Origin of the sequence: Streptomyces sp. NPDC093568 (assembly GCF_044764945.1) — a bacterium.
Classification (GTDB): domain Bacteria; phylum Actinomycetota; class Actinomycetes; order Streptomycetales; family Streptomycetaceae; genus Streptomyces.
This window is the reverse complement of the sequence record NZ_JBIWJD010000009.1, coordinates 169922-191687: the sequence shown is the minus strand read 5'-3', so window position 1 is coordinate 191687 and position 21766 is coordinate 169922. Positions and strand designations below refer to the sequence as shown.

Annotated in this window: 18 protein-coding genes and 1 tRNA gene; 12 read left to right on the top strand and 7 right to left on the bottom strand. The window is 72.1% G+C overall.

The genetic code is table 11. The annotated features are described in order from the left end of the window. Positions 1–5: 5 nt before the first annotated feature. Positions 6–1004, top strand: coding sequence for a magnesium and cobalt transport protein CorA (locus ACIRD7_RS32200; RefSeq protein WP_403459131.1), 999 nt, complete (start codon positions 6–8; stop codon positions 1002–1004). Between the two features lie 3 nt (positions 1005–1007). Here ACIRD7_RS32200 and ACIRD7_RS32195 read toward each other — a convergent pair whose 3' ends face one another. Both ACIRD7_RS32195 and ACIRD7_RS32190 read right to left on the bottom strand, forming a co-directional pair. Then, on the bottom strand, positions 1008–1796 hold the full coding sequence (locus ACIRD7_RS32195) for a ferritin-like domain-containing protein (RefSeq protein ID WP_403459129.1): 789 nt from the start codon (positions 1794–1796) through the stop codon (positions 1008–1010). A 237-nt stretch (positions 1797–2033) separates the two neighbouring features. Next, entirely contained in the window at positions 2034–3089 is a 1056-nt protein-coding gene (locus tag ACIRD7_RS32190) for an LLM class F420-dependent oxidoreductase (RefSeq protein WP_403459128.1), read from the bottom strand. Positions 3090–3274: 185 nt separating this feature from the next. On the opposite strand from ACIRD7_RS32190, the gene ACIRD7_RS32185 reads away from it, so the two are divergent. Further along, a complete protein-coding gene (locus tag ACIRD7_RS32185) occupies positions 3275–4258 on the top strand; it encodes an aldo/keto reductase (protein ID WP_403459126.1) in 984 nt (327 codons plus the stop codon). Next, complete coding sequence (locus ACIRD7_RS32180) at positions 4255–6432, top strand: helix-hairpin-helix domain-containing protein (protein ID WP_403459125.1); 2178 nt, start codon at positions 4255–4257, stop codon at positions 6430–6432. Before ACIRD7_RS32185 ends, ACIRD7_RS32180 begins: the two co-directional genes overlap by 4 nt. A gap of 134 nt (positions 6433–6566) precedes the next feature. On the opposite strand, the gene ACIRD7_RS32175 is transcribed toward ACIRD7_RS32180, so the two are convergent. Further along, positions 6567–7301, bottom strand: a complete 735-nt coding sequence (locus ACIRD7_RS32175) for a hypothetical protein (RefSeq protein WP_403459123.1) — start codon at positions 7299–7301, stop codon at positions 6567–6569. Between the two features lie 47 nt (positions 7302–7348). Between ACIRD7_RS32175 and ACIRD7_RS32170 the strand changes: the two genes are divergently transcribed. After that, positions 7349–7537 carry a DUF5703 family protein gene (locus tag ACIRD7_RS32170; protein WP_005485166.1) on the top strand — a complete coding sequence of 63 codons (189 nt, stop codon included), beginning with the start codon at positions 7349–7351 and terminating at the stop codon, positions 7535–7537. 109 nt (positions 7538–7646) lie between these two features. Here the strand turns inward: ACIRD7_RS32170 and ACIRD7_RS32165 are convergent, their stop codons facing one another. The 3 genes from ACIRD7_RS32165 to ACIRD7_RS32155 form a co-directional block, all read right to left on the bottom strand. Further along, positions 7647–8504, bottom strand: coding sequence for a chaplin (locus ACIRD7_RS32165; RefSeq protein WP_403459120.1), 858 nt, complete (start codon positions 8502–8504; stop codon positions 7647–7649). A 150-nt stretch (positions 8505–8654) separates the two neighbouring features. Beyond that, a complete protein-coding gene (gene chpH, locus ACIRD7_RS32160; protein ID WP_030954008.1) occupies positions 8655–8888 on the bottom strand; it encodes a chaplin ChpH in 234 nt (77 codons plus the stop codon). Between the two features lie 157 nt (positions 8889–9045). Further along, positions 9046–10371, bottom strand: coding sequence for a M20/M25/M40 family metallo-hydrolase (locus ACIRD7_RS32155; protein WP_403459117.1), 1326 nt, complete (start codon positions 10369–10371; stop codon positions 9046–9048). 189 nt (positions 10372–10560) lie between these two features. Between ACIRD7_RS32155 and ACIRD7_RS32150 the strand changes: the two genes are divergently transcribed. From ACIRD7_RS32150 to ACIRD7_RS32135, 4 genes are all read left to right on the top strand, one after another. Beyond that, a tRNA-Leu gene (locus tag ACIRD7_RS32150) sits at positions 10561–10648 on the top strand. Positions 10649–10963: 315 nt separating this feature from the next. Then, positions 10964–14818 carry a Pls/PosA family non-ribosomal peptide synthetase gene (locus ACIRD7_RS32145; RefSeq protein WP_403459116.1) on the top strand — a complete coding sequence of 1285 codons (3855 nt, stop codon included), beginning with the start codon at positions 10964–10966 and terminating at the stop codon, positions 14816–14818. A gap of 77 nt (positions 14819–14895) precedes the next feature. Continuing rightward, positions 14896–16263, top strand: a complete 1368-nt coding sequence (locus ACIRD7_RS32140) for a M1 family metallopeptidase (RefSeq protein ID WP_403459113.1) — start codon at positions 14896–14898, stop codon at positions 16261–16263. 270 nt (positions 16264–16533) lie between these two features. Next, positions 16534–16941: a YchJ family protein gene (locus ACIRD7_RS32135; RefSeq protein WP_403459112.1), complete on the top strand. Its 408-nt coding sequence runs from the start codon at positions 16534–16536 to the stop codon at positions 16939–16941. A gap of 7 nt (positions 16942–16948) precedes the next feature. Here ACIRD7_RS32135 and ACIRD7_RS32130 read toward each other — a convergent pair whose 3' ends face one another. Then, a complete protein-coding gene (locus tag ACIRD7_RS32130; protein WP_403459109.1) occupies positions 16949–17650 on the bottom strand; it encodes a FadR/GntR family transcriptional regulator in 702 nt (233 codons plus the stop codon). A gap of 137 nt (positions 17651–17787) precedes the next feature. Here ACIRD7_RS32130 and ACIRD7_RS32125 point away from each other — a divergent pair, with 137 nt between their 5' ends. The 4 genes from ACIRD7_RS32125 (at position 17788) to ACIRD7_RS32110 (ending at position 21630) form a co-directional block, all read left to right on the top strand. Continuing rightward, entirely contained in the window at positions 17788–18306 is a 519-nt protein-coding gene (locus ACIRD7_RS32125; RefSeq protein WP_403459107.1) for a gluconokinase, read from the top strand. 87 nt (positions 18307–18393) lie between these two features. Next, positions 18394–19791, top strand: coding sequence for a GntP family permease (locus ACIRD7_RS32120; RefSeq protein WP_403459105.1), 1398 nt, complete (start codon positions 18394–18396; stop codon positions 19789–19791). 37 nt (positions 19792–19828) lie between these two features. Next, positions 19829–20590, top strand: coding sequence for an SDR family oxidoreductase (locus tag ACIRD7_RS32115; RefSeq protein WP_403459104.1), 762 nt, complete (start codon positions 19829–19831; stop codon positions 20588–20590). 14 nt (positions 20591–20604) lie between these two features. Continuing rightward, a complete protein-coding gene (locus ACIRD7_RS32110) occupies positions 20605–21630 on the top strand; it encodes an L-idonate 5-dehydrogenase (RefSeq protein ID WP_403459101.1) in 1026 nt (341 codons plus the stop codon). The last annotated feature ends 136 nt before the right edge of the window (positions 21631–21766 follow it).

The window sequence follows — 21766 nt, the reverse complement described above, 5'->3', positions numbered from 1 at the left end:
GCTCCGTGATCGTCGACTGCGCCATCTACCGTGACGGGCGCCGCACCGAGGGGCCCGCCGACTTCTCCGACGCCCTGGATCTGTGCCGGCTGCAGGACGACGCGTTCGTCTGGATCGGCCTGTACGAACCGACGGAGAAGGAGTTCGACCAGGTCACCGAGGAGTTCGGGCTGCACCCGCTGGCCGTGGAGGACGCCCTGAACGCCCATCAGCGGCCCAAGCTGGAGGTGTACGACGACTCGCTGTTCATGGTGCTCAAGCCGGTCGGCTACGAGCCGAAGAGCGACATCGTCTCCTCCGGTGAGGTCATGGTCTTCATCGGCGACTCGTTCGTGGTGACCGTCCGGCACGGCGAGGAGGCACCGCTCGGGGTCGTCCGCAGCCGTCTGGAGCACGAGCCGGAGATGCTGCGGCACGGCCCCACGGCGGTGCTGTACACGATCGCCGACGCCGTGGTCGACCACTACGTGGAGGTGGCGGGCGAGTTGGGCACGGACCTGGCGGAGCTGGAGGCGGAGGTGTTCTCACCGACCGGCGGCGGCTCCCGGCACACGGCCTCGCGCATCTACGCCTTCAAGCGGCAGATCATGGAGTTCCGCCGGGCCACCGGCCCGCTCGCGCAGCCCGTGTCCCGGCTCGCGGGCACCGGCCTGATCGGCGCGCGCGTGCCGTTCGTGCACGACAAGGCGCAGCCCTTCTTCCGCGACGTCAGCGACCACCTCACGCGCGTGAACGAGGCCGTGGAGGGCCTGGACCGGCTGGTCTCCGACGTCCTGTCGGCGCATCTGGCGCAGATGAGCGTCCGGCAGAACGACGACATGCGGAAGATCTCCGCGTGGGCGGCCATGGCCGCGGTCCCCACGATGATCGCGGGAATCTACGGCATGAACTTCGAGCACATGCCGGAGCTGCACTGGACCGGTTCGTACCCGGTGCTGATCCTGGCCATGGCCGCCGTCGAGGTGCTGCTGTACCGGCTGTTCAAGAGCCGGGGCTGGCTGTAGCGGTCAGGCGAACTCGGGTGCCGAGGTGGCGGGTCCGCCGAGGGCGTCACGGCGCTCCGGCATCGTCAGGGACACCATGCGCCGCCAGCCCGCGAAGCGCTCCCACGCGTACACGGCGTGGATGCCCGCGGCGAGCACGGCGGCCTTCGGCCGGGGCCAGCCGAGGATGCGGCCCATGTGGTCCATGACCGCGAGGCTGACGTCCCGGTAGACCCGGATCTCGGCGAGCGCGCACTCGCGCAGGGTGCGCTGGATCTGCCGGCCGTGCCCGGCGGCCGCGAAGCGCAGCAGTTCCTCGTGCGTGTAGGCGAGGTGGTTGTCCTCGTCGTTGGAGATCATCCGCACCGCCTTGCCGATCACGGGGTGGTCGGCGAAGTACTTGCGGAGCATGATCATCTGCTCGGCGGCGCGCTGCTCGGTGACCCGGCTGTGGGAGAGGTAGGTGATGATGTCGTCGACCGTGAGCGGCTTGTCGGCCTTGAGTTTCTCGTGGGCCAGACCGATGCCGTGCCGCTCCAGGAGCATCGTGTAGTCGGTCTCGGGCGGGACGGGGACGGGTTCGAGGCCGCGCTTCTTCAGCAGGGCGTTGAAGATCCGCCCGTGTTTGTCCTCGTCCGCGCCGTGCCGGGTGATCTTGGGGGCCATGGCGCGCTCGCCGTCGGGCACGAGAGCGGCGATGCGCGCGTTCTCCCAGCCGCCCTGGGACTCCCCGCTGGCCGCGATGGAGCAGAACAGGCGGAAGGAATCGTCGTTGTCGAGGATCTCCTGGAACAGGCTCTTGGCCGAAAGCATCGTGGGGCACCTCTCTGCAGGACGCCGCAGGATTCCGCAAAGAACGAGTCAAATGCGGTGAGGGAGGTGCTGCAACAGCTACGACGGACAACTCCGCCAAAAGAATGACCATCGGGGTCACAACGGGGGCGTAACCGCCTGGGCACGCGCGCGTTGTTCTGCGTGACGGCCGTGGCGGGGAAGACCCCCGAGCCCCCACCACGGCCGCTGAAACCTTCTGTCGAGCGCGCCGCGCGGCTACGCGAGCCCGGCGCGCTCCAGGGCCTCGGTGCCGGCGCGGAGCGAGGCGAGCCGCTCGTCGAGCGTGAAGCCGGCGGGCGCGAGGCTGAGGGTGGTGACCCCGGCCGCCGCGTACTCCTTCATCCGGTCCGCGATGCGGTCGACGGAACCGAGCAGCGTCGTCTGGTCGATCAGCTCGTGCGGGACGGCGGCCGCGGCGCCCTGCTTGTCGCCGGACAGGTACTTCTCCTGGACCTCGGCGGCGGCGGCCTCGAATCCCATGCGCTGGGCGAGCTGGTTGTAGAAGTTCTGCTTGGCGCTGCCCATGCCGCCGACGTACAGCGCGGTGTAGGGGCGGAAGGTGTCGGCGAGCGTGGTGACGTCCTTGTCCTCGCCCACGGCCAGCGGGAGCGTCGGGCAGACGTCGAACCCGTCGAGGGTCTTGCCAGCCTTCTCGCGCCCCGCGCGCAGGTGACGGATCGTGGTCTCCTCCAGGTGCTCGGCGGAGGGGAAGATCACGAGGGCTCCGTCGGCGATCTCGCCGGTCTGCTCCAGGTTCTTCGGGCCGATGGCGGCGATGTACAGCGGGATGTGCTCGCGCTCCGGGTGCACGGTCAGCTTGATCGGCTTGCCGGGGCCGCCGGGCAGCGGCAGCGTCCAGTGCTGCCCCTCGTACGACAGCCGCTCGCGCGTCATCGCCTTCCGTACGATCTCGACGTACTCGCGCGTGCGGGCCAGCGGCTTGTCGAACTTGACGCCGTACCAGCCCTCGGAGACCTGCGGCCCGGAGACGCCGAGGCCGAGGCGGAAGCGGCCGCCGGAGAGGGAGTCCAGGGTGGCGGCGGTCATCGCGGTCATGGCCGGCTGGCGGGCCGGGATCTGGAAGATGGCCGAACCGACGTCGATGCGCTCGGTCTGTGCGGCGACCCAGCTGAGCACCGTGGCCGCGTCCGATCCGTAGGCCTCGGCGGCCCAGCACACGGCGTACCCCAGCCGGTCGGCCTCCTGCGCGACGGCGAGATTGTCCGCGTCCATTCCGGCACCCCAGTAGCCGAGGTTGATCCCGAGCTGCATGGCCGATCCCCTTACCGATCAGTAACGTCCCTTGTGGCCCAGACCTTAGCGCGGGGGGCCTCTCGCGGGGAGGCCGATGTGGCGGGCGTCGCCCGACGGGCCCCGCGGACGCCCGGTGACCGTCGGGAAAACTGGTTATCCACAGGCCCCCACATGGCAGGTTCTGGCCAGTAATCTCGGCGTTCATGGAGCAGAGGCATCTCGGCCGCACCGGCCTGCGCGTGTCCCGGATCGGGCTCGGCACCCTCACCTGGGGCAGGGACACCGACGAGCACGACGCCGCGGACCTCATGAAGACCTTCTGGGAGGCGGGCGGCACCCTCGTCGACACGGCGGACGTGTACGGCGACGGGGAGGCCGAGTACCTGCTCGGGCGGCTCATGGAAGGGCTGGTGCCGCGGCGGGACCTGGTCATCTCCACGAAGGCGGGCAGCGTGCCCGACCCCGACCGGCGCTTCGACGGCTCGCGCGGCCATCTGCTCTCCGCCCTGGACGCCTCGCTGGCCCGGCTCGGCACGGAGTACGTCGACGTCTGGCACATCCACGCCTACGACCCGTACACGCCGTTGGAGGAGACCCTCCAGGCGCTCGACATCGCGGTGACCAGCGGTCGCGCGCGCTACGCGGGCGTCTCCAACTTCTGCGGCTGGCAGCTCGCCAAGGCGGCGACCTGGCAGCTCGCGGCCCCCGGCATACGGACCCGGCTGGCGAGCACCCAGCTGGAGTACTCCCTGCTCCAGCGCGGTGTGGAGCGCGAGGTGCTGCCGGCCGCGCTCGACCTGGGCATCGGCCTGCTGCCCTCCTCCCCGCTCGGCCGGGGCGTGCTGACGGGCAAGTACCGCAACGCGACGCCGCCGGACTCGCGCGGCGCCTCGGAGCATCTGGCGCCCTTCGTCGCGCCCTACCTCGACGACACGGCGAGCCGGATCGTGGACGCCGTGCAGACGGCGGCCGACGGGCTGGCCGTCTCCCCGCTCCAGGTCGCGCTCGCCTGGGTCCGCGACCGGCCCGGCGTGGCCGCGCCCGTCATCGGCGCGCGCAACGCACAGCAGCTCACGGCGGCGTTGTCAGTGGAGGCCCTTAGTCTTCCTGACGAGATCTGCCGGGCGCTCGACGACGTGTCGGCGCCCGTGCACCGCTATCCCGATCACGACTGGAGCACGCTGTGAGCACGGAGCCACCCGAGACCACGGAGAACACGGAGCCGGGGACACCGGGGGCCGGGGACGGCGCCGCCGAGGGCGCGGCCGCGAGCGAGACCGCTGCCGCCGAGGCCGGCGACGGAGCGGCTCAACAGTCGGAGGCCGAGGCGGAGCTGGCGGCCCAGCGGATCGAGCGGGAGCGGATCGCGCGTCGGAAGGCCGAGAAGGCGGGGCCCGTCGAGAGCGGATCCAAGCTCAGCGGCACGGCCGCCGATCTGCTCGCGGCGGTAAGGGCGGTGGAGGGCGGCGCGAAGCCCAGGGCCACCGTCTTCAGCGAGCCGGAGGCCCCGCGTCGCCCCGCCCCCGAGCCGGTCCGCCGGCCGCAGCCCGCGCCGATGCCCGGCACGCCTGCGGGCCCCGCGCCCGAGACCGTGGACGCCGTGCGGGCCGTACTGACCGAAGGCGGTGCCCCGGAGGCGCTCGCCGCGCAGGCCGTCGCGGCTCTCGGCGAGGGCACCGCGGACCAACTTCGGGCGGATCCCTGGCAGTTGCTGCGGGTGGCCGGCGTACGCCCCGAGCAGGCCGACGGTTTCGCGCGGGCGCTGCTCGGCGCGGAGTGCGCTCCGGACGACGAGCGGCGCGGGCGGGCGGTCACCGTCTGGCTCCTGGAGCAGGCGGCCCTGGCCGGGCACACGGCCCTGGAGATGCCGACGCTCACCACCGCACTGGCCAGGCAGGGCGTGCCGGACGCCGCCACGGCCGTGGAGAACACCCTGGCCGAGGGTGAGGCCCTGGCCTTCCAGGACGCCTTGGAGGAGTCAGCCGCCCCGGCCGTGCGGGACGAGGAGGCGGAGGAGGGCGAGGAGCGGCCGGTCCGTGTCCTCGTCGGTCTGGAGCGGTACGCCCTCGCGGAGGAGAGCCTCGCCGACGGACTGGCCCGTCTGATCAACTCGGTGCCGAAGCAGGACGGTTCGGCGGAGGAGTGGGAGCGGGCGGCGGGCGGCGCGGGCCCGGCCGCCGACCTGGTCCGCGCGGTCGCGGCGCACGGCCTGGTGCTGCACACCGGCGGCGAGGCGTCCCGCGCCGAACCGGCGGCGGTGCTGCACGCGGCGCGGACCCTCGGGCTGCGAGCCTGGGCCGCGGCGCACAGCCCGCTGGGCCGCGAGCGCTTCTCGGCACTGCTGAGCGGGACCGAGGGTCAGGGAACCGCGGACCCCGGCAGCCCGGCGGGGACGGCAGCCGCGCCCCCCGTCGCCACCGTGGCCGGACTGCTCTCCGGCGCCGAGGGGCCCGGCCGGGACATGGACGGGGCACTCGATCTCGACCTGCTCGTCGTGCTCGACGCGCCGCTGCTGGACGTCGAGACGGCCGCCCTGGTCGCGGAGTCGCTGCCGGACGGGGCCCGGCTGGTGCTGGCCGGGGATCCCGGAGTGATGTGGTCGGCGGGGCCGGGGCGGGTGTTCGCCGATCTGCTGGCGGCGCGGGTCTGCCCGCAGGTCGCCTCGCGGCGACCGGACCCCGGGCCGCTGGGCGAGCTGGTGTCCGGGATCGGCATCGGTGAGCTGAACCAGGTCGAGGCGCCCGGCAAGGAGGTCGTGATCGTGCCGGTGCGCGACGCGGGCGAGGCCGTGCACCGCACCGTGCAGCTCGTCGCGGACTCCGTGCCGCGGGCGATCGGCGTCCCGGCGCGGGACACCCAGGTGATCACGCCGGGCCACGGCGGCGCGGCCGGCACCCGCGCGCTCAACGCCGCGCTGAAGGAGCGGCTCAACCCCGGTCCCGGCCGCTTCGGCGGCTTCGACCCCGGGGACCGTGTCGCCTACTCCCCCGCGCCGGGCCGTACCGAACCCGGCCAGGTGGTGAAGGCCGACGCCGAGGGACTGCACCTCGACTGCGCGGGCGCGGCCGTGGTCGTACCTAAGGACCGTGTGGAGCAGTCCGTACGGCACGGCTGGGCCCTGACCGCCCACCAGGCGGCGGGCGGCCGGTGGCCGGCGGTGGTCGTGGTGCTGCCCGGTGACGCGGCGCAGGCCCTCAGCCGCCCCTGGGTCTACACGGCCTTCAGCCGCGCCGACCGTCACCTCTCCGTGGTCCACGGCGTGGAGCAGGCCCTCCCCCGGGCGGTCGCCGAGGTCCAGCCGAAGCCGCGCACGACCCGCCTCCCCGTCCTGCTCAGACCGCAGGTGCCGTCGGTCGACTGACCGCTCGGAACATCCGGCGCCGGGGACGCGGGGCACTGCGCGACAAGCCGGCCCGCCCCACCCCGCTCATGACGACGGCGGCGCTCACGGGCATCAACCCGTGACCGCCGCCGTCGTAACAGCCGCGCTCCGCGTCAGCGATCCGCGTCCAGCGGTTCGAGGTCGTCCTCGTCCTCGTCCAGATCCGTGTCGAGTTCGTCCTCGAGGTCGTCGTCGGATTCCGTGGCGCTTTCCTCGTCGGCGTCGTCCAGCTCGTCGTCGAGGTCGTCGTCGAACACCGTGCTGACGTCGAAGCGGCAGACCACCCGCTGCGGGTCGACCCCCTCGAAGGGCGCCTCCAGCCATTCGCCGGGGTCGGTCTGGTCGTCCGCCGCGGTCACCCAGAGCGTGGAGTCGCCCTCCTCCAGGCCGAACTCCTTGTGCCGGGAGGCGATCTCGTCCGCCTCGAACTCGCCGAACAGGATGCCGAGCGCCCCGTGCACCGTGCCGGAGCCGTCCCCGTCCGCGCCCTCGTCGTAGTCCGCCGCCTCGACCCGCTGGGCCTGCGCCAGCAGCCGCTGCGGCTCCACCACGGCGTAGTCGCGGCGGATCAGCACACTCAGCGCGTTCGGTTCCTCGGGGCCCGTGTACGGCGGCAGCGCGTCCTCCGTACCGGGGATCTCGAAGGGGGTGACCTCGTCGTAGCGGTCGTAGAGCAGCTCGTCGTAGGCCTCGGCGGCTGCGGCCAGCTGGTTGAACGCCTCGTAGACGGCCGGATCGTCCTCACCCGACCGGCGTTCGACCGCGGCCAGGTGGCGGTCGAGCGCGGTCTTGACCGCCTCGGCGGCGGCGCGTACCTCGGCAGCGGTGGGCTGCACAGCATCAGACATAGTGCAGACGCTATCCGTAGCGGGCCCCAGCCCGCACAATAGATGCGATGCCGGAATACGAATTTGTCGACGTGTACGTACCGCGCGGGGTCTCCCGCAAGGACGCCACACGCCTGCTGACGGACCATGCCGAGTACGGACACTGGGAGTTGGACCGCCTGAGCCTGCTGCGCGACGGCAGCCGCAGGGTGCGGTTGCGCCGCCGGATCATCCGCCAGGTGCGGGCGACGTGGTGAGCTGAGGCGACAGGGAGAGACAAGGGAGATTACGGGATGACACGGAGTGGGCCCCGCCTCGGCGGGGCCCACTCCGTGTCCGAGGGACGTCATGCCCGACGGCTACGGCCTACTCCGCCGCCCGAGCCTTGCGGTACAGCACCGCGCCCGCGAGCAGCGCACCCGCGCCGACCGGCAGGACGAGGCCCATCGGCAGGTCACTGCCGGTCTGGGCGAGCTGTGCGTCGCCCTGGGGCTGGGTGACGAAGTGGGCGCCAGGCTGGTTCCCGTGCGAGGAGCCACCGCCCGGCGTCACGTCGCCCCCGGGCGGCGTGCTCGGGGTACCGGGGTGGTTGGGCTCGCCCGGATTACCGGGGTTGCCGGGGTTCCCGGGGTTTCCAGGGTTCCCCGGATTGCCGGGCTCCCCCGGATTGCCAGGGTTCCCGGGGTTCCCCGGATTGCCGGGCTCCCCCGGGTTACCAGGGTTCCCGGGATTGCCCGGATTCCCCGGGTTACCGGGGTTCCCCGGGTTCTCGTGACCGCCCCCGGGCGGATTGTGCCCCCCGCCTCCGTTGCCGCAGTCGTTGCCCGTGCTGGGGTTGCCGATGCCGATGATGTCGACGCTGTTGCCGCACACGTTGACCGGCACATGCACCGGCGCCTCGACGTGGTTGCCGGAGCCGACGCCCGGCGAGTCACTGGCGTGCCCGTCGGCCGAGGCCCCGGAGCCGCCGCCGGAACCACCCTGGTTGGCACAGCTGTTGCCGCTCGACGGGTTGAGCAGCCCGACGACATTGACGGTGTTGCCGCACACATTGACCGGCGCGTGCACCGGCGCCTGGACCGTGTTGCCCGACAGCACGCCGGGCGAGTGCGAGCTGGAGCCGTGCGCCCCGGCGCCGGTCGCGTGGGCCGCGCCGCCCGCGGCGGCGATGACGCCGGTCGCGGCCGCCACGGTCATCAGGCCCTTGCGGGTGACCTGTCGCATTTACTGATTACCTGCCTTCGACGTTGTTCCGAAAGAAAGACGTCGGGGAATTCCACCGACATCCCGAAAAAGGCCGGTCGGCCCCGGAGCGCATGGCTCGCGCTCCGGGGCCGACGGGCTCAGCCCCTGTTCACGGGGCGAGGCACAACGTCACTTGTTGATGCAGGTGTTGCCGAAGGCGGGGTTCAGCAGCCCGATCACCGAGATCGTGTTGCCGCAGACGTTCACGGGGACGTGAACCGGAACCTGAACCACGTTGCCGGACAGGACACCCGGGGAGTGCACCGCGGCACCCTGGGCACCGGAGTCGGCGACGGCCAGGCCCGCGCCCGCGAGAACCAGCCCACCGGTGGCAGCCGCAGCGGCGACGACCTTCTTGATCATTATTCCTCCTTGTTGGCAATGCGATCACAAGTAGCTGATCGCATCACCTGTAACGAGGAGGAACTAATAGGGCTACGACCCTATGAGCGCGTTCACTCTCGCCAGTCACGGCCAGTACGTCTGGACGATTTCTGGAAAGGTTGTCGCGGCGGGCCCTTCAGGACGCGTCGATGAACCTGTCGAGTACACGGACCCCGAACTTCAGCCCATCCACCGGTACCCGCTCGTCGACCCCGTGGAACATGCCCGCGAAGTCCAGCTCCGGCGGCAGCTTCAGCGGCGCGAAGCCGAAGCCCCGGATGCCGAGGTCGTCGAAGGACTTGGCGTCGGTGCCGCCGGAGAGCATGTAGGGGATGGCCTTGGCGGCCGGGTCCTCGGCGACCAGCGCGGACTGCATGGCGTCCACGAGCGCCCCGTCGAAGCCCGTCTCGACGGCCTTGTCGGAGTGCACGTCCTCGCGCCGGACGTTCGGCCCGAGGATCTTGTCGAGGTCGGAGAGGAACTCCTCCTCGAAGCCGGGCAGGAAACGGCCGTCGACGTGGGCGGTGGCCTCGCCCGGGATGACGTTGACCTTGTAGCCGGCGCCGAGCTGCGTGGGGTTGGCCGTGTTGGACAGGGTCGCGCCGATGAGCTTGGCGATGCCGCCCAGCTTGGCGAGGGTGCCGTCCATGTTCTCCGGGTCCAGCTCGGTGCCGAGGGCGTCGCCGAGCTCGTCGAGGAACGCCCGGGTGGTCTTGGTGACCCGCACCGGGAACTTGTGCCGGCCGAGCCGCGCGACGGCCTCCGACAGCTCGGTGATGGCGTTGTCCCGGTGGATCATCGACCCGTGACCGGCGGTGCCGGCCACGGTCAGCTTCATCCAGTGCATGCCCTTCTCGGCCGTCTGGATCAGATAGAGCCGGCGCTGCTCACTCACCGTGAACGAGAAGCCGCCCACCTCGCTGATCGCCTCGGTGACGCCCTCGAAGAGGTCCGGGTGCTTGTCGACCAGGAAGCGGGCGCCGAACTTGCCGCCGGCCTCCTCGTCGGCGAGGAAGGCGAGGACGATGTCCCGCGGGGGCCTGCGGCCGCTGCGCAGCCGGTCACGGACGACCGCGAGGGTCATCGCGTCCATGTCCTTCATGTCGACGGCCCCGCGCCCCCACACGCACCCGTCGGTGACCTCGCCCGAGAAGGGGTGGTGGGTCCAGTCGTCGGCGTTGGCCGGTACGACGTCGGTGTGGCCGTGGATGAGCAGCGCGGGCCTGGAGGGGTCCTCGCCGGCGATGCGGGCCACCGTGGAGGCACGCCCCGGGTGCGACTCGAAGATCTGTGGTTCGAGGCCCACCTCGGCGAGCTTCTCGGCGACGTACTCGGCGGCCTTGCGCTCACCGGGGCCGGAGTGGTCGCCGTAGTTGCTGGTGTCGATCCGGATCAGCTCGCGGCAGAGGTCCACGACCTCGTCCTCGCCGGTGACGCCCCTGGTCGTGCCCGTCTCACTCACGCTGCTTCCCTCCGCGCGGTCGCTGCTGGTGGTCCCCCTCATCCTCCCCCTCACCGCGCCCCTGCCCAAGACCGGCCGCGACCCGTCACACGCAGTTCACGTCGCGACGGGGGGTGATCGGGGACCCCCTGAAAGCCTGGTAGTGTTTTCTCTGTCGCCGCGAGGGAAACCCCGCACGACAGACACCTTGTCCGGGTGGCGGAATGGCAGACGCGCTAGCTTGAGGTGCTAGTGCCCTTTATCGGGCGTGGGGGTTCAAGTCCCCCCTCGGACACCAGCTGAAACCCCTGTTGATCAGGGGTTTCTTGCTTTTCCGGGACCCTGGGGCCGCGGTCGTGCGGACGCCCTGTCCTCAACCCCTCACCCACTGTGTGGGGGAAGTCTCCTCCGCTTGAAGATCACCAGGTCAGCGGCCGTGGGACGGGCCCTCGGACGCCCCGAACGGTCGCCCTGAGTGGCCGTTCACCAGCCGCGAACCTAGCGTCGTACTAAAATTTCCGGCTTGTTACGGAGCTGGAGCCGGACAACCCCAGGCAAACCTGCGGGCCCGCCAGCGCCCCGGAGGCATCCGGGATCGAGACGCGAGGACCGGATGGCAGCGATACACGAGAGCGATGCTCTCGGCCTGCTCGACGAAGAGATCCGCGAGAAGTTCGGCGACACGGCACGTTTCTCCGGGGGCCCGGCGGCCTCCCCGCGCACGCTCGTCGACGTCTTCGACGCGTCGGTGCGGTCGTATCCGGACGAGCCGGCACTGGACGACGGCACGACCAGCCTGACCTACCGGGCGCTGGCCGTCGAGGTGGAGCGGCTGCGGCGTGAGCTGGCCGCGGCCGGCGTCGGCCGCGGCGACCGGGTCGGCGTGCGCGTGCCGTCCGGCACCAACGATCTCTACATCGCGATCCTCGCCGTGCTCGCGGCCGGTGCCGCCTACGTCCCCGTGGACGCCGAGGACCCGGACGAGCGGGCCGAGCTGGTGTTCGGTGAGGCGGACGTACGGGCTGTCGTCGGAGCCGGTCACGAGCTGACCGCGCACTCGCGCGGTGACGCCCCCGCCGCGCGCCCCGGTGCCGAGCACGACGCGTGGATCATCTTCACGTCCGGCTCCACCGGGAAGCCGAAGGGCGTCGCCGTCTCCCACCGCAGCGCGGCCGCGTTCGTGGACGCCGAGGCCGCGCTGTTCCTCACCGAGGAGCCGATCGGGCCCGGAGACCGGGTGATGGCGGGCCTTTCCGTCGCGTTCGACGCGTCCTGCGAGGAGATGTGGCTGGCCTGGCGGTACGGCGCCTGCCTGGTGCCGGTGCCGCGTTCGCAGGTCAGGAGCGGCGCGGATCTCGGGCCGTGGCTCGTGGAGCAGGAGATCACGGTCGTGTCGACCGTCCCCACGCTGGCCGCGCTCTGGGAGCCGGAGACCCTCAACGACGTACGCCTGCTGATCTTCGGCGGTGAGGCCTGCCCGCCCGAGCTGGCGCAGCGGCTGGTGACCGAGGGGCGCGAGGTCTGGAACACGTACGGGCCCACCGAGGCGACCGTCGTGGCCTGCGCGTCCCTGATGAGCGGCGAGGAGCCGATCCGCATCGGGCTGCCGCTGAACGGCTGGGAGCTTGCCGTCGTCGACGAGGCCGGGGAGCCGGTGCCGATGGGCGGCAGCGGGCAGCTGGTCATCGGCGGGGTGGGCCTCGCGCGGTATCTCGACGCCGAGAAGGACGCGGAGAAGTACGCGCCGCTGAAGTCCCTGGGCTGGGAGCGGGCGTACCGCAGTGGTGACCTGGTCAAGGCGGAGCCGGAGGGGCTGGTCTTCCTCGGGCGGGCCGACGAGCAGATCAAGCTCGGCGGGCGGCGGATCGAGCTCGGTGAGGTGGACGCCGCGTTGCAGGCGCTGCCCGGGGTGGCCGGTGCGGCCGCCGCCGTGCGGACCGCGCGCAGCGGCAATCAGCTGCTCGTCGGGTACGTCGTCACCCAGGACGGCTGGGACCAGGCGGCGGCGGTGGAGAAGCTGCGGGCGGAGCTGCCCGCGGCACTCGTGCCGCTGCTCGCGCCGGTCGACGATCTGCCGACCCGTACCTCGGGCAAGGTGGACCGCAACGCGCTGCCGTGGCCGCTGGAGGGCCTGGAGGCTGGCGGTCCGGCGGAGCAGCTCTACGGCACCGAGGCGTGGCTGGCGGAGCAGTGGACCGAGGTCCTCGGCATCCCGGTGACCAGCGCCTCCGACGACTTCTTCGCGATCGGCGGCGGCAGTCTGGCCGCCGCGCAGCTGACCACCCGGCTGCGCACCCGCTACCCGAGCGCCGCCGTCCTCGACATCTACCAGCAGCCGGTGCTGCGCAAGCTGGCCCGGCGGCTGGAGGAGTCCGCGCACGACGACGGCGCCGAGCGGATCGTCGCGCCGGTGCCCCGGAGCGCGCAGCTGATCCAGTCGCTGCTGCTCGTTCCGCTGTTCACCCTGCTCGGTCTGCGCTGGACGGTCGTGCTGGCCGTGCTCGGCAATCTGCTGCCCGCCTACGCGTGGCTGCCCACCGCGCCCTGGTGGCTGCTCGCGGCCGGCGCCCTCGTGCTGTTCAGCCCGCCGGGGCGGCTCGCGCTGGCCGCCGGTGGCGCGCGGCTGCTGCTCAGGGGCGTGAAGCCCGGCCGCTACCCGCGCGGTGGCAGCGTGCATCTGCGGCTGTGGACCGCCGAGCGGCTGGCCGAGTTCACCGGGGCGACCTCGCTGACCGGGGCCTGGCTGGAGCGGTACGCGCGGGCGCTGGGCGCCAAGATCGGGCCCGAGGTGGACCTGCACTCGCTGCCGCCGGTCACCGGGCTGCTCAAGCTGGGGCGCGGCGCCGCGGTCGAGTCCGAGGTGGACCTGTCCGGGTACTGGCTGGACGGTGACCGGCTGGAGATCGGCGCGGTCAAGGTGGGCGCGCACGCCACCGTCGGCACCCGCAGCATGCTCTTCCCGGGGGCCCGGGTCGGCAAGCGGGCCGAGGTGGCGCCCGGCTCGGCGGTCGACGGGCAGGTCCCGACCGGCCAGCGCTGGGCGGGCGCGCCCGCGGTCAAGCTCGGCAAGGCCAAGCGCAACTGGCCCAAGGAGCGGCCGCGGCGGGGGACGTACTGGCGGGTGATGTACGGCATCACGGGCTTCGCGCTCAGTGCGATGCCGGTGCTGGCGGGCGCCGCCGCGTTCCTCGTGGCGCGGGTCTTCTTCACGCCGGACGCGCCCGCGACGGGCGCCGCCCTGGCCCTCGTGCCGGCGACGCTGGCTTTCGGGGCGGCGTACGCGCTGCTGATCCTGGTCGGCGTGCGGGTGCTGAGCCTCGGTCTGCGCGAGGGCACGCACCCCACGCACAGCCGGGTCGGCTGGCAGGCCTGGACCGTGACGCAGCTGATGGACCGCTCGCGCGACACCCTGTTCCCGCTGTACGCCGGGCTGGTCACGCCGGTGTGGCTGCGGCTGCTCGGGATGCGCATCGGGCGCGGTGCCGAGGTGTCCACGGTGCTCGCGCTGCCGAGCCTGACGACGGTCGGCGAGGGCGCGTTCCTGGCCGACGACACGCTGACCGCGCCGTACGAGCTCGGTGGTGGCTGGATGCGGATCGGGCGGGCGCAGATCGGGCGGCGGGCCTTCCTCGGGAACTCGGGGATGACCGCGCCCGGCCGGACCGTGCCGGACGGCGGGCTGGTCGGCGTGCTGTCGGCGACGCCGAAGAAGGCGAAGAAGGACACCTCGTACCTGGGGCTGCCGCCGGTCAAGCTGCCGCGCTCGGCGGCCGACGGCGACGACAGCCGGACGTACGACCCGCCGGCCCGGCTGCTGTGGGCGCGCGGTCTGGTGGAGCTGTGCCGGATCGTGCCGGTGTTCTGCTCGGCGGGGCTCGCGGTGCTGACGATCGCCGCGCTGTGCGCGCTGGGGGGCTGGGCGCCGCTGCTGTCGGGGCTGGTGCTGCTCGCGGCGGGGGCCGCTGCCGGACTGGTGTCGATCGTCGCGAAGTGGCTGCTGGTGGGGCGCCATCACAGCGGTGAGCACCCGCTGTGGTCCTCCTTCGTGTGGCGCAACGAGCTGGCCGACACCTTCGTCGAGGTGCTCGCCGTGCCGTGGCTGGCGGGCTCGGTGCCCGGTACGCCGGTGATGACGGCGTGGCTGCGCGGGCTCGGCGCGCGGATCGGCAAGGGCGTGTGGGTGGAGAGCTACTGGCTGCCGGAGACCGATCTGGTGACCCTGGAGGACGCGGCCACCGTGAACCGGGGCTGTGTGCTCCAGACACACCTCTTCCACGACCGGATCTTGCGGACGGATACTGTAATCCTCCGTGAGGGCGCGACGCTGGGTCCTGGCGGGATCGTCCTGCCCGGCAGCGCGATCGGGGCCCGTACGACACTGGGTCCCGCGTCGCTGGTGATGGCGGCGGAGTCGGTCCCCGACGACACCCGCTGGCTCGGCAATCCGATCGAATCATGGCGTCCCTGAGCACGGCCCGCTCCGGGGCGGTGAGCGGTGGGCCGGCACGGAGTGACAGCAGTACGGCGCAGGGAGCACAGACGGCAGTGGCAGTTCAGCAGACGGCGGGCGCCGACCCGTATTTCCCGGAGCACGGCGATCCGCGCTACCGGGTGCACCGGTACGAGATCGCGGTGGACTACCGTCCGGGCCCGAACCGGCTGGCGGGGACGGCCCGGATCAACGCCATCGCCGGACGGGTGCCGCTCACCGAGTTCGTGCTGAACCTGGCCGACTTCAAGATCGGGCGGGTCCGGGTCGACGGGCGGCAGCCGCACTACACGCATCGCGGCGGCAGGCTGCGTGTGCGCCCCGCCAAGCCGATCCGCGCCGGGGCGGCCTTCACGGTGGAGGTGCACTGGTCGGGCAACCCGAAGCCGGTGAACAGCCCCTGGGGCGGGCTCGGCTGGGAGGAGCTGGAGGACGGGGCGCTGGTGGCGAGCCAGCCGATCGGGGCGCCGTCGTGGTACCCGTGCAACGACCGGCCGGCCGACAAGGCGTCGTACCAGATCTCCGTCACCACGCCGTCGGCGTACTCGGTGGTGGCGGGCGGGCGTCTGCTGACCCGTACGACGAAGGCGAGCACGACCACCTGGGTGTACGAGCAGTCGGCGCCGACGTCCAGCTATCTGGTCGGGCTGGCCATCGGGAAGTACCAGACCGTGCTGCTCGGGGATCCGGGGCCCGGCGGAGTGCCGCAGCACGGGCACATCCCGGCGCATCTGCTGCCCGAGTTCTCACGGGACTTCGCGCGGCAGCCGGCGATGATGGAGCTGTTCCAGGAGCTGTTCGGGCCGTACCCGTTCGAGGAGTACGCCGTCGTCGTGACGGAGGAAGAACTCGATGTGCCCGTCGAGGCGCAGGGGTTGTCGCTGTTCGGCGCCAACCATGTGGACGGGGCGCGGGGTTGGGAGCGGCTGGTCGCGCACGAGCTGGCGCACCAGTGGTTCGGGAACAGTGTGTCGATCGCCGACTGGCGGCACATATGGCTGAACGAGGGGTTCGCCAAGTACGCGGAGTGGCTGTGGTCGGAGCGCTCGGGCGGGCGGACCGCGCAGCAGCACGCGGCGGTGGCGCACCGGGTGCTCGCCGGGCAGCCGCAGGATCTCAGGCTGGCCGATCCCGGGCGCAAGCTGATGTTCGACGACCGGCTCTACCAGCGCGGCGGGCTCGTGGTGCACGCCGTGCGGTGTGCCCTGGGCGACGAGGCCTTCTTCCGGATGCTGCGCGGCTGGGCCGGGCAGCATCGCGGGCACGCGGTGACCACGGCGGCGTTCAACGCGCATGTCGGGCGGTTCGCGTCCGAGCCGGTGGACGACCTGCTGCGGGCGTGGCTGGAGCAGGGGGCGCTGCCGCCGTTGCCGGAACAGGAGTTGCGGGTCCCTGAGCAGCCCGCGTTTCCGCCGGGGGCCTGAGGCGCGGCCGGGCTTCCTGAGCCACTCCGAGGTCCACTTCGTCATCCAGCTGTCGTTGAGGGCGGAGATCAGCCGCTCGCAGCGGGCGACGAAGGCGTCCTCGGCCGTGGGACCGGCCGCGCGGTACTGCTCGACGGCGTCCTGCGGGCCTGCGGCGGTGGCGGCGAACCGGGCCTGCTGGCAGGCGTAGTCAGCGGCCAGGCCGTGTGCGCCGGCGGCGGCCGCGGTGGTGGCGACGGCGACCCGGGCGGGCGCGAAATAATGGTGCTCATGTCTCGCCGCGCCCCACGTCCTCAGCCCGACCCCACCAGCACCGCCTGCCCTTGCGGACTCCCGGCCCCGTACGCCGGCTGCTGTGGCCGCTACCACTGCGGTGACGCCGCCGCCCCCACCGCGGAGGCCTTGATGCGGTCCCGGTACAGCGCGTTCGTCAAAGGCGATACGGCGTACCTGTCGCGGACCTGGCATCCGCGGACGCGTCCGGCGGGGCTGGAGCTCGACCCGGGGATGCGGTGGACCGGGCTGGAGATCCTGGGGACGACCGAGGGTTCGGCGTTCCACGCCACCGGAACGGTGACCTTCCGGGCCTCGTTCCGGGGCGGTTCGCTGCATGAGCGGAGCCGGTTCGAGCGGGTCGACGGGGCCTGGGTGTACGTCGACGGGGAGTTCCTGAGCTAGGTCGCCGCTAGGGCGCCAGGATGTCCAGCTCCTGAAGCGCCCCGACCGTGATCTCGCGGGTGAGGTGTTCGGCGCGCACCGCGTCGCCCGCGCGGACCGCCTCCGCGACCTGGACGTGCAGGGTGACCGCCTCCGGGTCGGGGTCCTCGAACATCACCTCGTGGTGCGTTCGGCCCGCGAGGACCTCGGCGACGACGTCGCCCAGGCGCGCGAACATCTCGTTGCCGGAGGCGCTGAGGATGACGCGGTGGAAGGCGATGTCGTGGACGAGGTAGCCCTCCAGCTGGTGGCCGCGTGAGTGGGCGACCATGCCCAGCGCGCACTGGGTGAGTTCGGCGCACTGCTCGGCGGTGGCGTGCTTCGCCGCCAGACCGGCGGCCACCGGCTCGATCGCCGAGCGCAGCACCGTGAGCGAGCGCAGCTGCCGGGGACGGTCCGCGCCGGCCAGGCGCCACCGGATGACCTGGGGGTCGTAGAGGTTCCACTCGGACTTGGGCTGGACCGTCACGCCCACCCGGCGGCGGGACTCGACCAGGTGCATCGACTCCAGGACCCGGACCGCCTCGCGCATCACCGAGCGGGACACCTCGAAGCGCTGCGCCAGTTCGTCGGTGCGCAGCACGCTGCCGGGCGGGTACTCGCCCGCGGTGATCGCTGGGCCGAGGGTTTCGAGTACATGGCCGTGCAGACCCCGGCCCGGAGTGGTCATGCACTCAGCGTACGGGGTGGATCACTATCTCAAAAAGTCAGACTTATATGTCACACACTCTTGAATTCGTCGTACCTAATGAGCTTCAGTTGCGTCGACATCACGTGTCGACGAGGACAGCAGACAGTGAGGCAGCGATGAGTACCCCCCATGTCGTCGTGGTCATGGGCGTAGCGGGCACCGGGAAGACCACCATCGGTCCCCTGCTCGCGGCCCGGCTCGGCGTGCCCTATGCCGAGGGCGACGACTTCCACCCGCCGGCCAACATCGCCAAGATGTCGGCCGGCACCCCGCTCGACGACACCGACAGGTGGCCCTGGCTCGACGCCATCGGCACCTGGGCGCACGGGCGGGCCGGGCTCGGCGGGGTGGTCAGCTGCTCGGCACTGAAGCGGTCGTACCGGGACCGGCTGCGGGCCGAGGCGCCCGGGGTCGTGTTCGTGCACCTCACCGGTGACCGGCCCCTCATCGAGGACCGGATGGCGCACCGGCAGGGGCACTTCATGCCGACCGCGCTGCTGGACTCCCAGTTCGCCACGCTCCAGCCGCTCCAGGCCGACGAGGCCGGAGTCGCCGTGGATGTCGCCGGCAGCCCCGAGGAGATCACCGAACGGGCCGTCGAAGCGCTGAACCGGCTCCCCGAGTCAGCCGCTTAGCACTTCCCCGCACCACCCGCACCACCTTCACCGCCACCCCCCACGGCAGTACCCCTCCCCAACCCCCGTACCTGCAAGGGAACACCCGTGACCAGACTCAGCGTCGAGATGCTGGCAGCGGACACCGTCGAGCCCATCACCTCGGCCGGCCACGCTCAGCTGGGCATCGCCGTACTGGCGGGCATCGCCGTCATCGTGCTGCTCATCACCAAGTTCAAGCTCCACGCGTTCCTGTCGCTCACCCTCGGATCGCTGGCGCTCGGCGCGCTCGCCGGGGCGCCGCTCGACAAGGTCATCGCCAGCTTCACCACCGGCCTCGGCACCACGGTGGCGGGCGTGGGCGTGCTGATCGCGCTCGGCGCGATCCTCGGCAAGATGCTCGCCGACTCCGGCGGCGCCGACCAGATCGTCGACACCATCCTCGCCAAGGCGAGCGGGCGTTCGATGCCCTGGGCAATGGTGCTGATCGCCTCGGTGATCGGTCTGCCGCTGTTCTTCGAGGTCGGCGTCGTGCTGCTGATCCCCGTCGTGCTGATGGTCGCCAAGCGCGGCAACTACTCGCTGATGCGCATCGGCATCCCCGCCCTCGCCGGTCTGTCCGTGATGCACGGCCTGGTCCCGCCGCACCCCGGCCCGCTGGTCGCGATCGACGCGGTCGGCGCCAACCTGGGTGTGACGCTGGCGCTCGGCGTCCTCGTCGCCATACCGACGGTGATCATCGCCGGTCCGGTCTTCTCGAAGTACGCCGCCCGCTGGGTGGACGTCCCGGCTCCGGACCGGATGATCCCGCAGCGTGCCTCGGAGGACCTGGAGAAGCGTCCCGGCTTCGGCGCCACGCTGGCGACCATCCTGCTGCCCGTCGTCCTGATGCTCTCCAAGGCACTGGTCGACATCGTCGTCGACGACCCCGAGAACACCGTCCAGCGGGTCTTCGACGTCATCGGCTCGCCGCTGATCGCGCTGCTCGCCTCGGTGCTCGTCGGCATCTTCACCCTGCTCAGGCCGGCCGGTTTCGGCAAGGAGCGGCTCTCGCCGCTGGTCGAGAAGGGCCTCGCGCCCATCGCGGGCATCCTGCTCATCGTGGGGGCCGGCGGCGGCTTCAAGCAGACGCTGATCGACACGGGCGTCGGCCAGATGGTCCTGGACATCTCCGAGGACTGGTCGATCCCCGCGCTGCTGCTGGCCTGGCTGATCGCCGTGGCGATCCGGCTGGCGACGGGCTCGGCGACGGTGGCCACGGTCTCCGCGGCCGGTCTGGTCGCCCCGCTCGCGGCCGACATGTCGACGACCCACGCGGCTCTGCTGGTCCTCGCCATCGGCGCCGGCTCGCTGTTCTTCAGCCATGTCAACGACGCCGGATTCTGGCTGGTGAAGGAGTACTTCGGGCTGAGCGTCGGCCAGACCGTCAAGACCTGGTCCGTCATGGAGACGATCATCTCGGTGGTCGCGGGCGGTCTGGTCCTGCTGCTCTCGCTGGTCATTTAGCGCCACGACCCGCTACGACTCCTTCAGGGACACGACGATGACGGCTCACCCCCTCTTCGACATCAGCGGCCGCACGGCCCTGGTCACCGGCTCCAGCCGGGGCATCGGCCTCGCGCTGGCCCGGGGACTGGCCGAGGCCGGCTGCACGGTGGTCCTCAACGGACGCGACGCGAAACGCCTCGCGGAGGCCGCCGGAGAACTCCCCGGCGACGTCCACACGGCCGCGTTCGACGTGACCGACGGCCCGTCGGTCGCCGCCGGGATCGCGGACGTCGAGGAGCGGGTGGGCCCGCTCGACATCCTGGTCAACAACGCGGGGATGCAACTGCGCGCGCCCCTGCTGGAGTTCACGGACACGGACTGGCACCGCATCCTGAACACCAACCTGACCAGCGCGTTCCTGGTGGGCCGTGAGGCGGCCCGCCGGATGACGCGGCGCGGGCGCGGAAAGATCGTCAACATCTGCTCGCTGCAGAGCGAGGTGGTCCGCCCCGGCATCGCGCCCTACGCGGCCACCAAGGGCGCGCTGAAGATGCTCACCAAGGGCATGTGCGCCGACTGGGGCGCCCACGGAGTCCAGGTCAACGGCCTGGGCCCCGGGTACATCGAGACCGAGCTGACCCAACCCCTCGTCGAGGACGAGGAGTTCAGCGCCTGGGTGCGCCGCCGCACCCCGGCCGGCCGCTGGGGCCGTACCGAGGACCTGGTGGGCGGGGTGCTGTTCCTCGCCTCCCCGGCCGCCGACTTCGTCAGCGGACAGGTGCTGTACGTCGACGGCGGCATGACCAGCGTGCTGTGAAGGAGGCCCGGGGAATGCTCGGTTGTGTGATCCACGGTCAGGACGATCTGCGGGTCGAGGAACTGCCGGTGCCGGTCCCGGGTCCAGGGCAGGCGCTGGTGGCCGTGCGCTACGGCGGCGTCTGCGGCTCCGACCTGCACTACTGGCGGCACGGCGGGGTCGGCGACTTCCGGCTGCGCGAGCCGATGGTGCTCGGGCACGAGGTGGTCGGCACGGTCCTCGCACACGGCGACGGCGCCTCGGGTCTCCCCGCCGGTACGGCCGTCGCCGTGCACCCCGCCACCCCCTGCGCACTCTGCCCGGAGTGCGCGCAGGGCCGCCGCAACGTCTGCCGGGACACCCGCTACCTCGGCAGCGCGGCCCGCTTCCCGCATGTGCAGGGCGGTTTCGCCGCCCGGATCGCCGTCCCCGCCGGCCAGTTGCGACCGCTCCCGGCCGGCCTCGGCCTGCGGCGGGCGGCACTCGCCGAGCCGTTGTCCGTCGCGCTGCACGCGGTGGGCCGGGCCGGGGAGTTGGCCGGGCGGTCGGTTCTGGTCACCGGTGCCGGGCCCATCGGCTGTCTGGTCGTCGCGGCGGCGAAGGCGGCCGGCGCCGCCCACGTGACGGTGACCGATCTGCTCCCGGCGGCCCTCGAGTTCGCGCGGACCGCCGGCGCCGACACCGTCGTACGGGCGGACGATCCGGACGACGCCGGGTGGCCTGGCGAGGTGGACGTGGCGATCGAGGCGTCCGGGGTGGCCGCGGGGCTGGACGCGTGTCTGCGGCTGGTGCGGCGCGGCGGTGTCGTGGTGCAGCTGGGGATGCTGCCGCCGGGGCTGAGCCCGTTCGCGGGGAACCTCGTGGTGAGCCGGGAGATCGAGCTGCGCGGGGCGTTCCGCTTCGACACCGAGTTCGACGCGGCGCTGGAACTGCTCGCGGCCGAGGCGTCGTTCGACGGCCTGGTCAGCGCGGTGGTACCGGTGCGGGAGGCCGAGTCGGCGTTCGCGCTGGCGGCCGACCGAAGCCGGTCCTGCAAGGTGCTGCTGGACTTCGGGGGCTGAACTTCCGCGCGGCCGAGTGTCGGAAATCGCACTGACGATCACTTGGAGTGGCTTCCCGGAGGGCGCCTTCGGCCCGATGATGAGGTGACCCCTGACGCTGTCTCAGCCGTCGGGGGCGTGGACTTCGGGGGGCGTC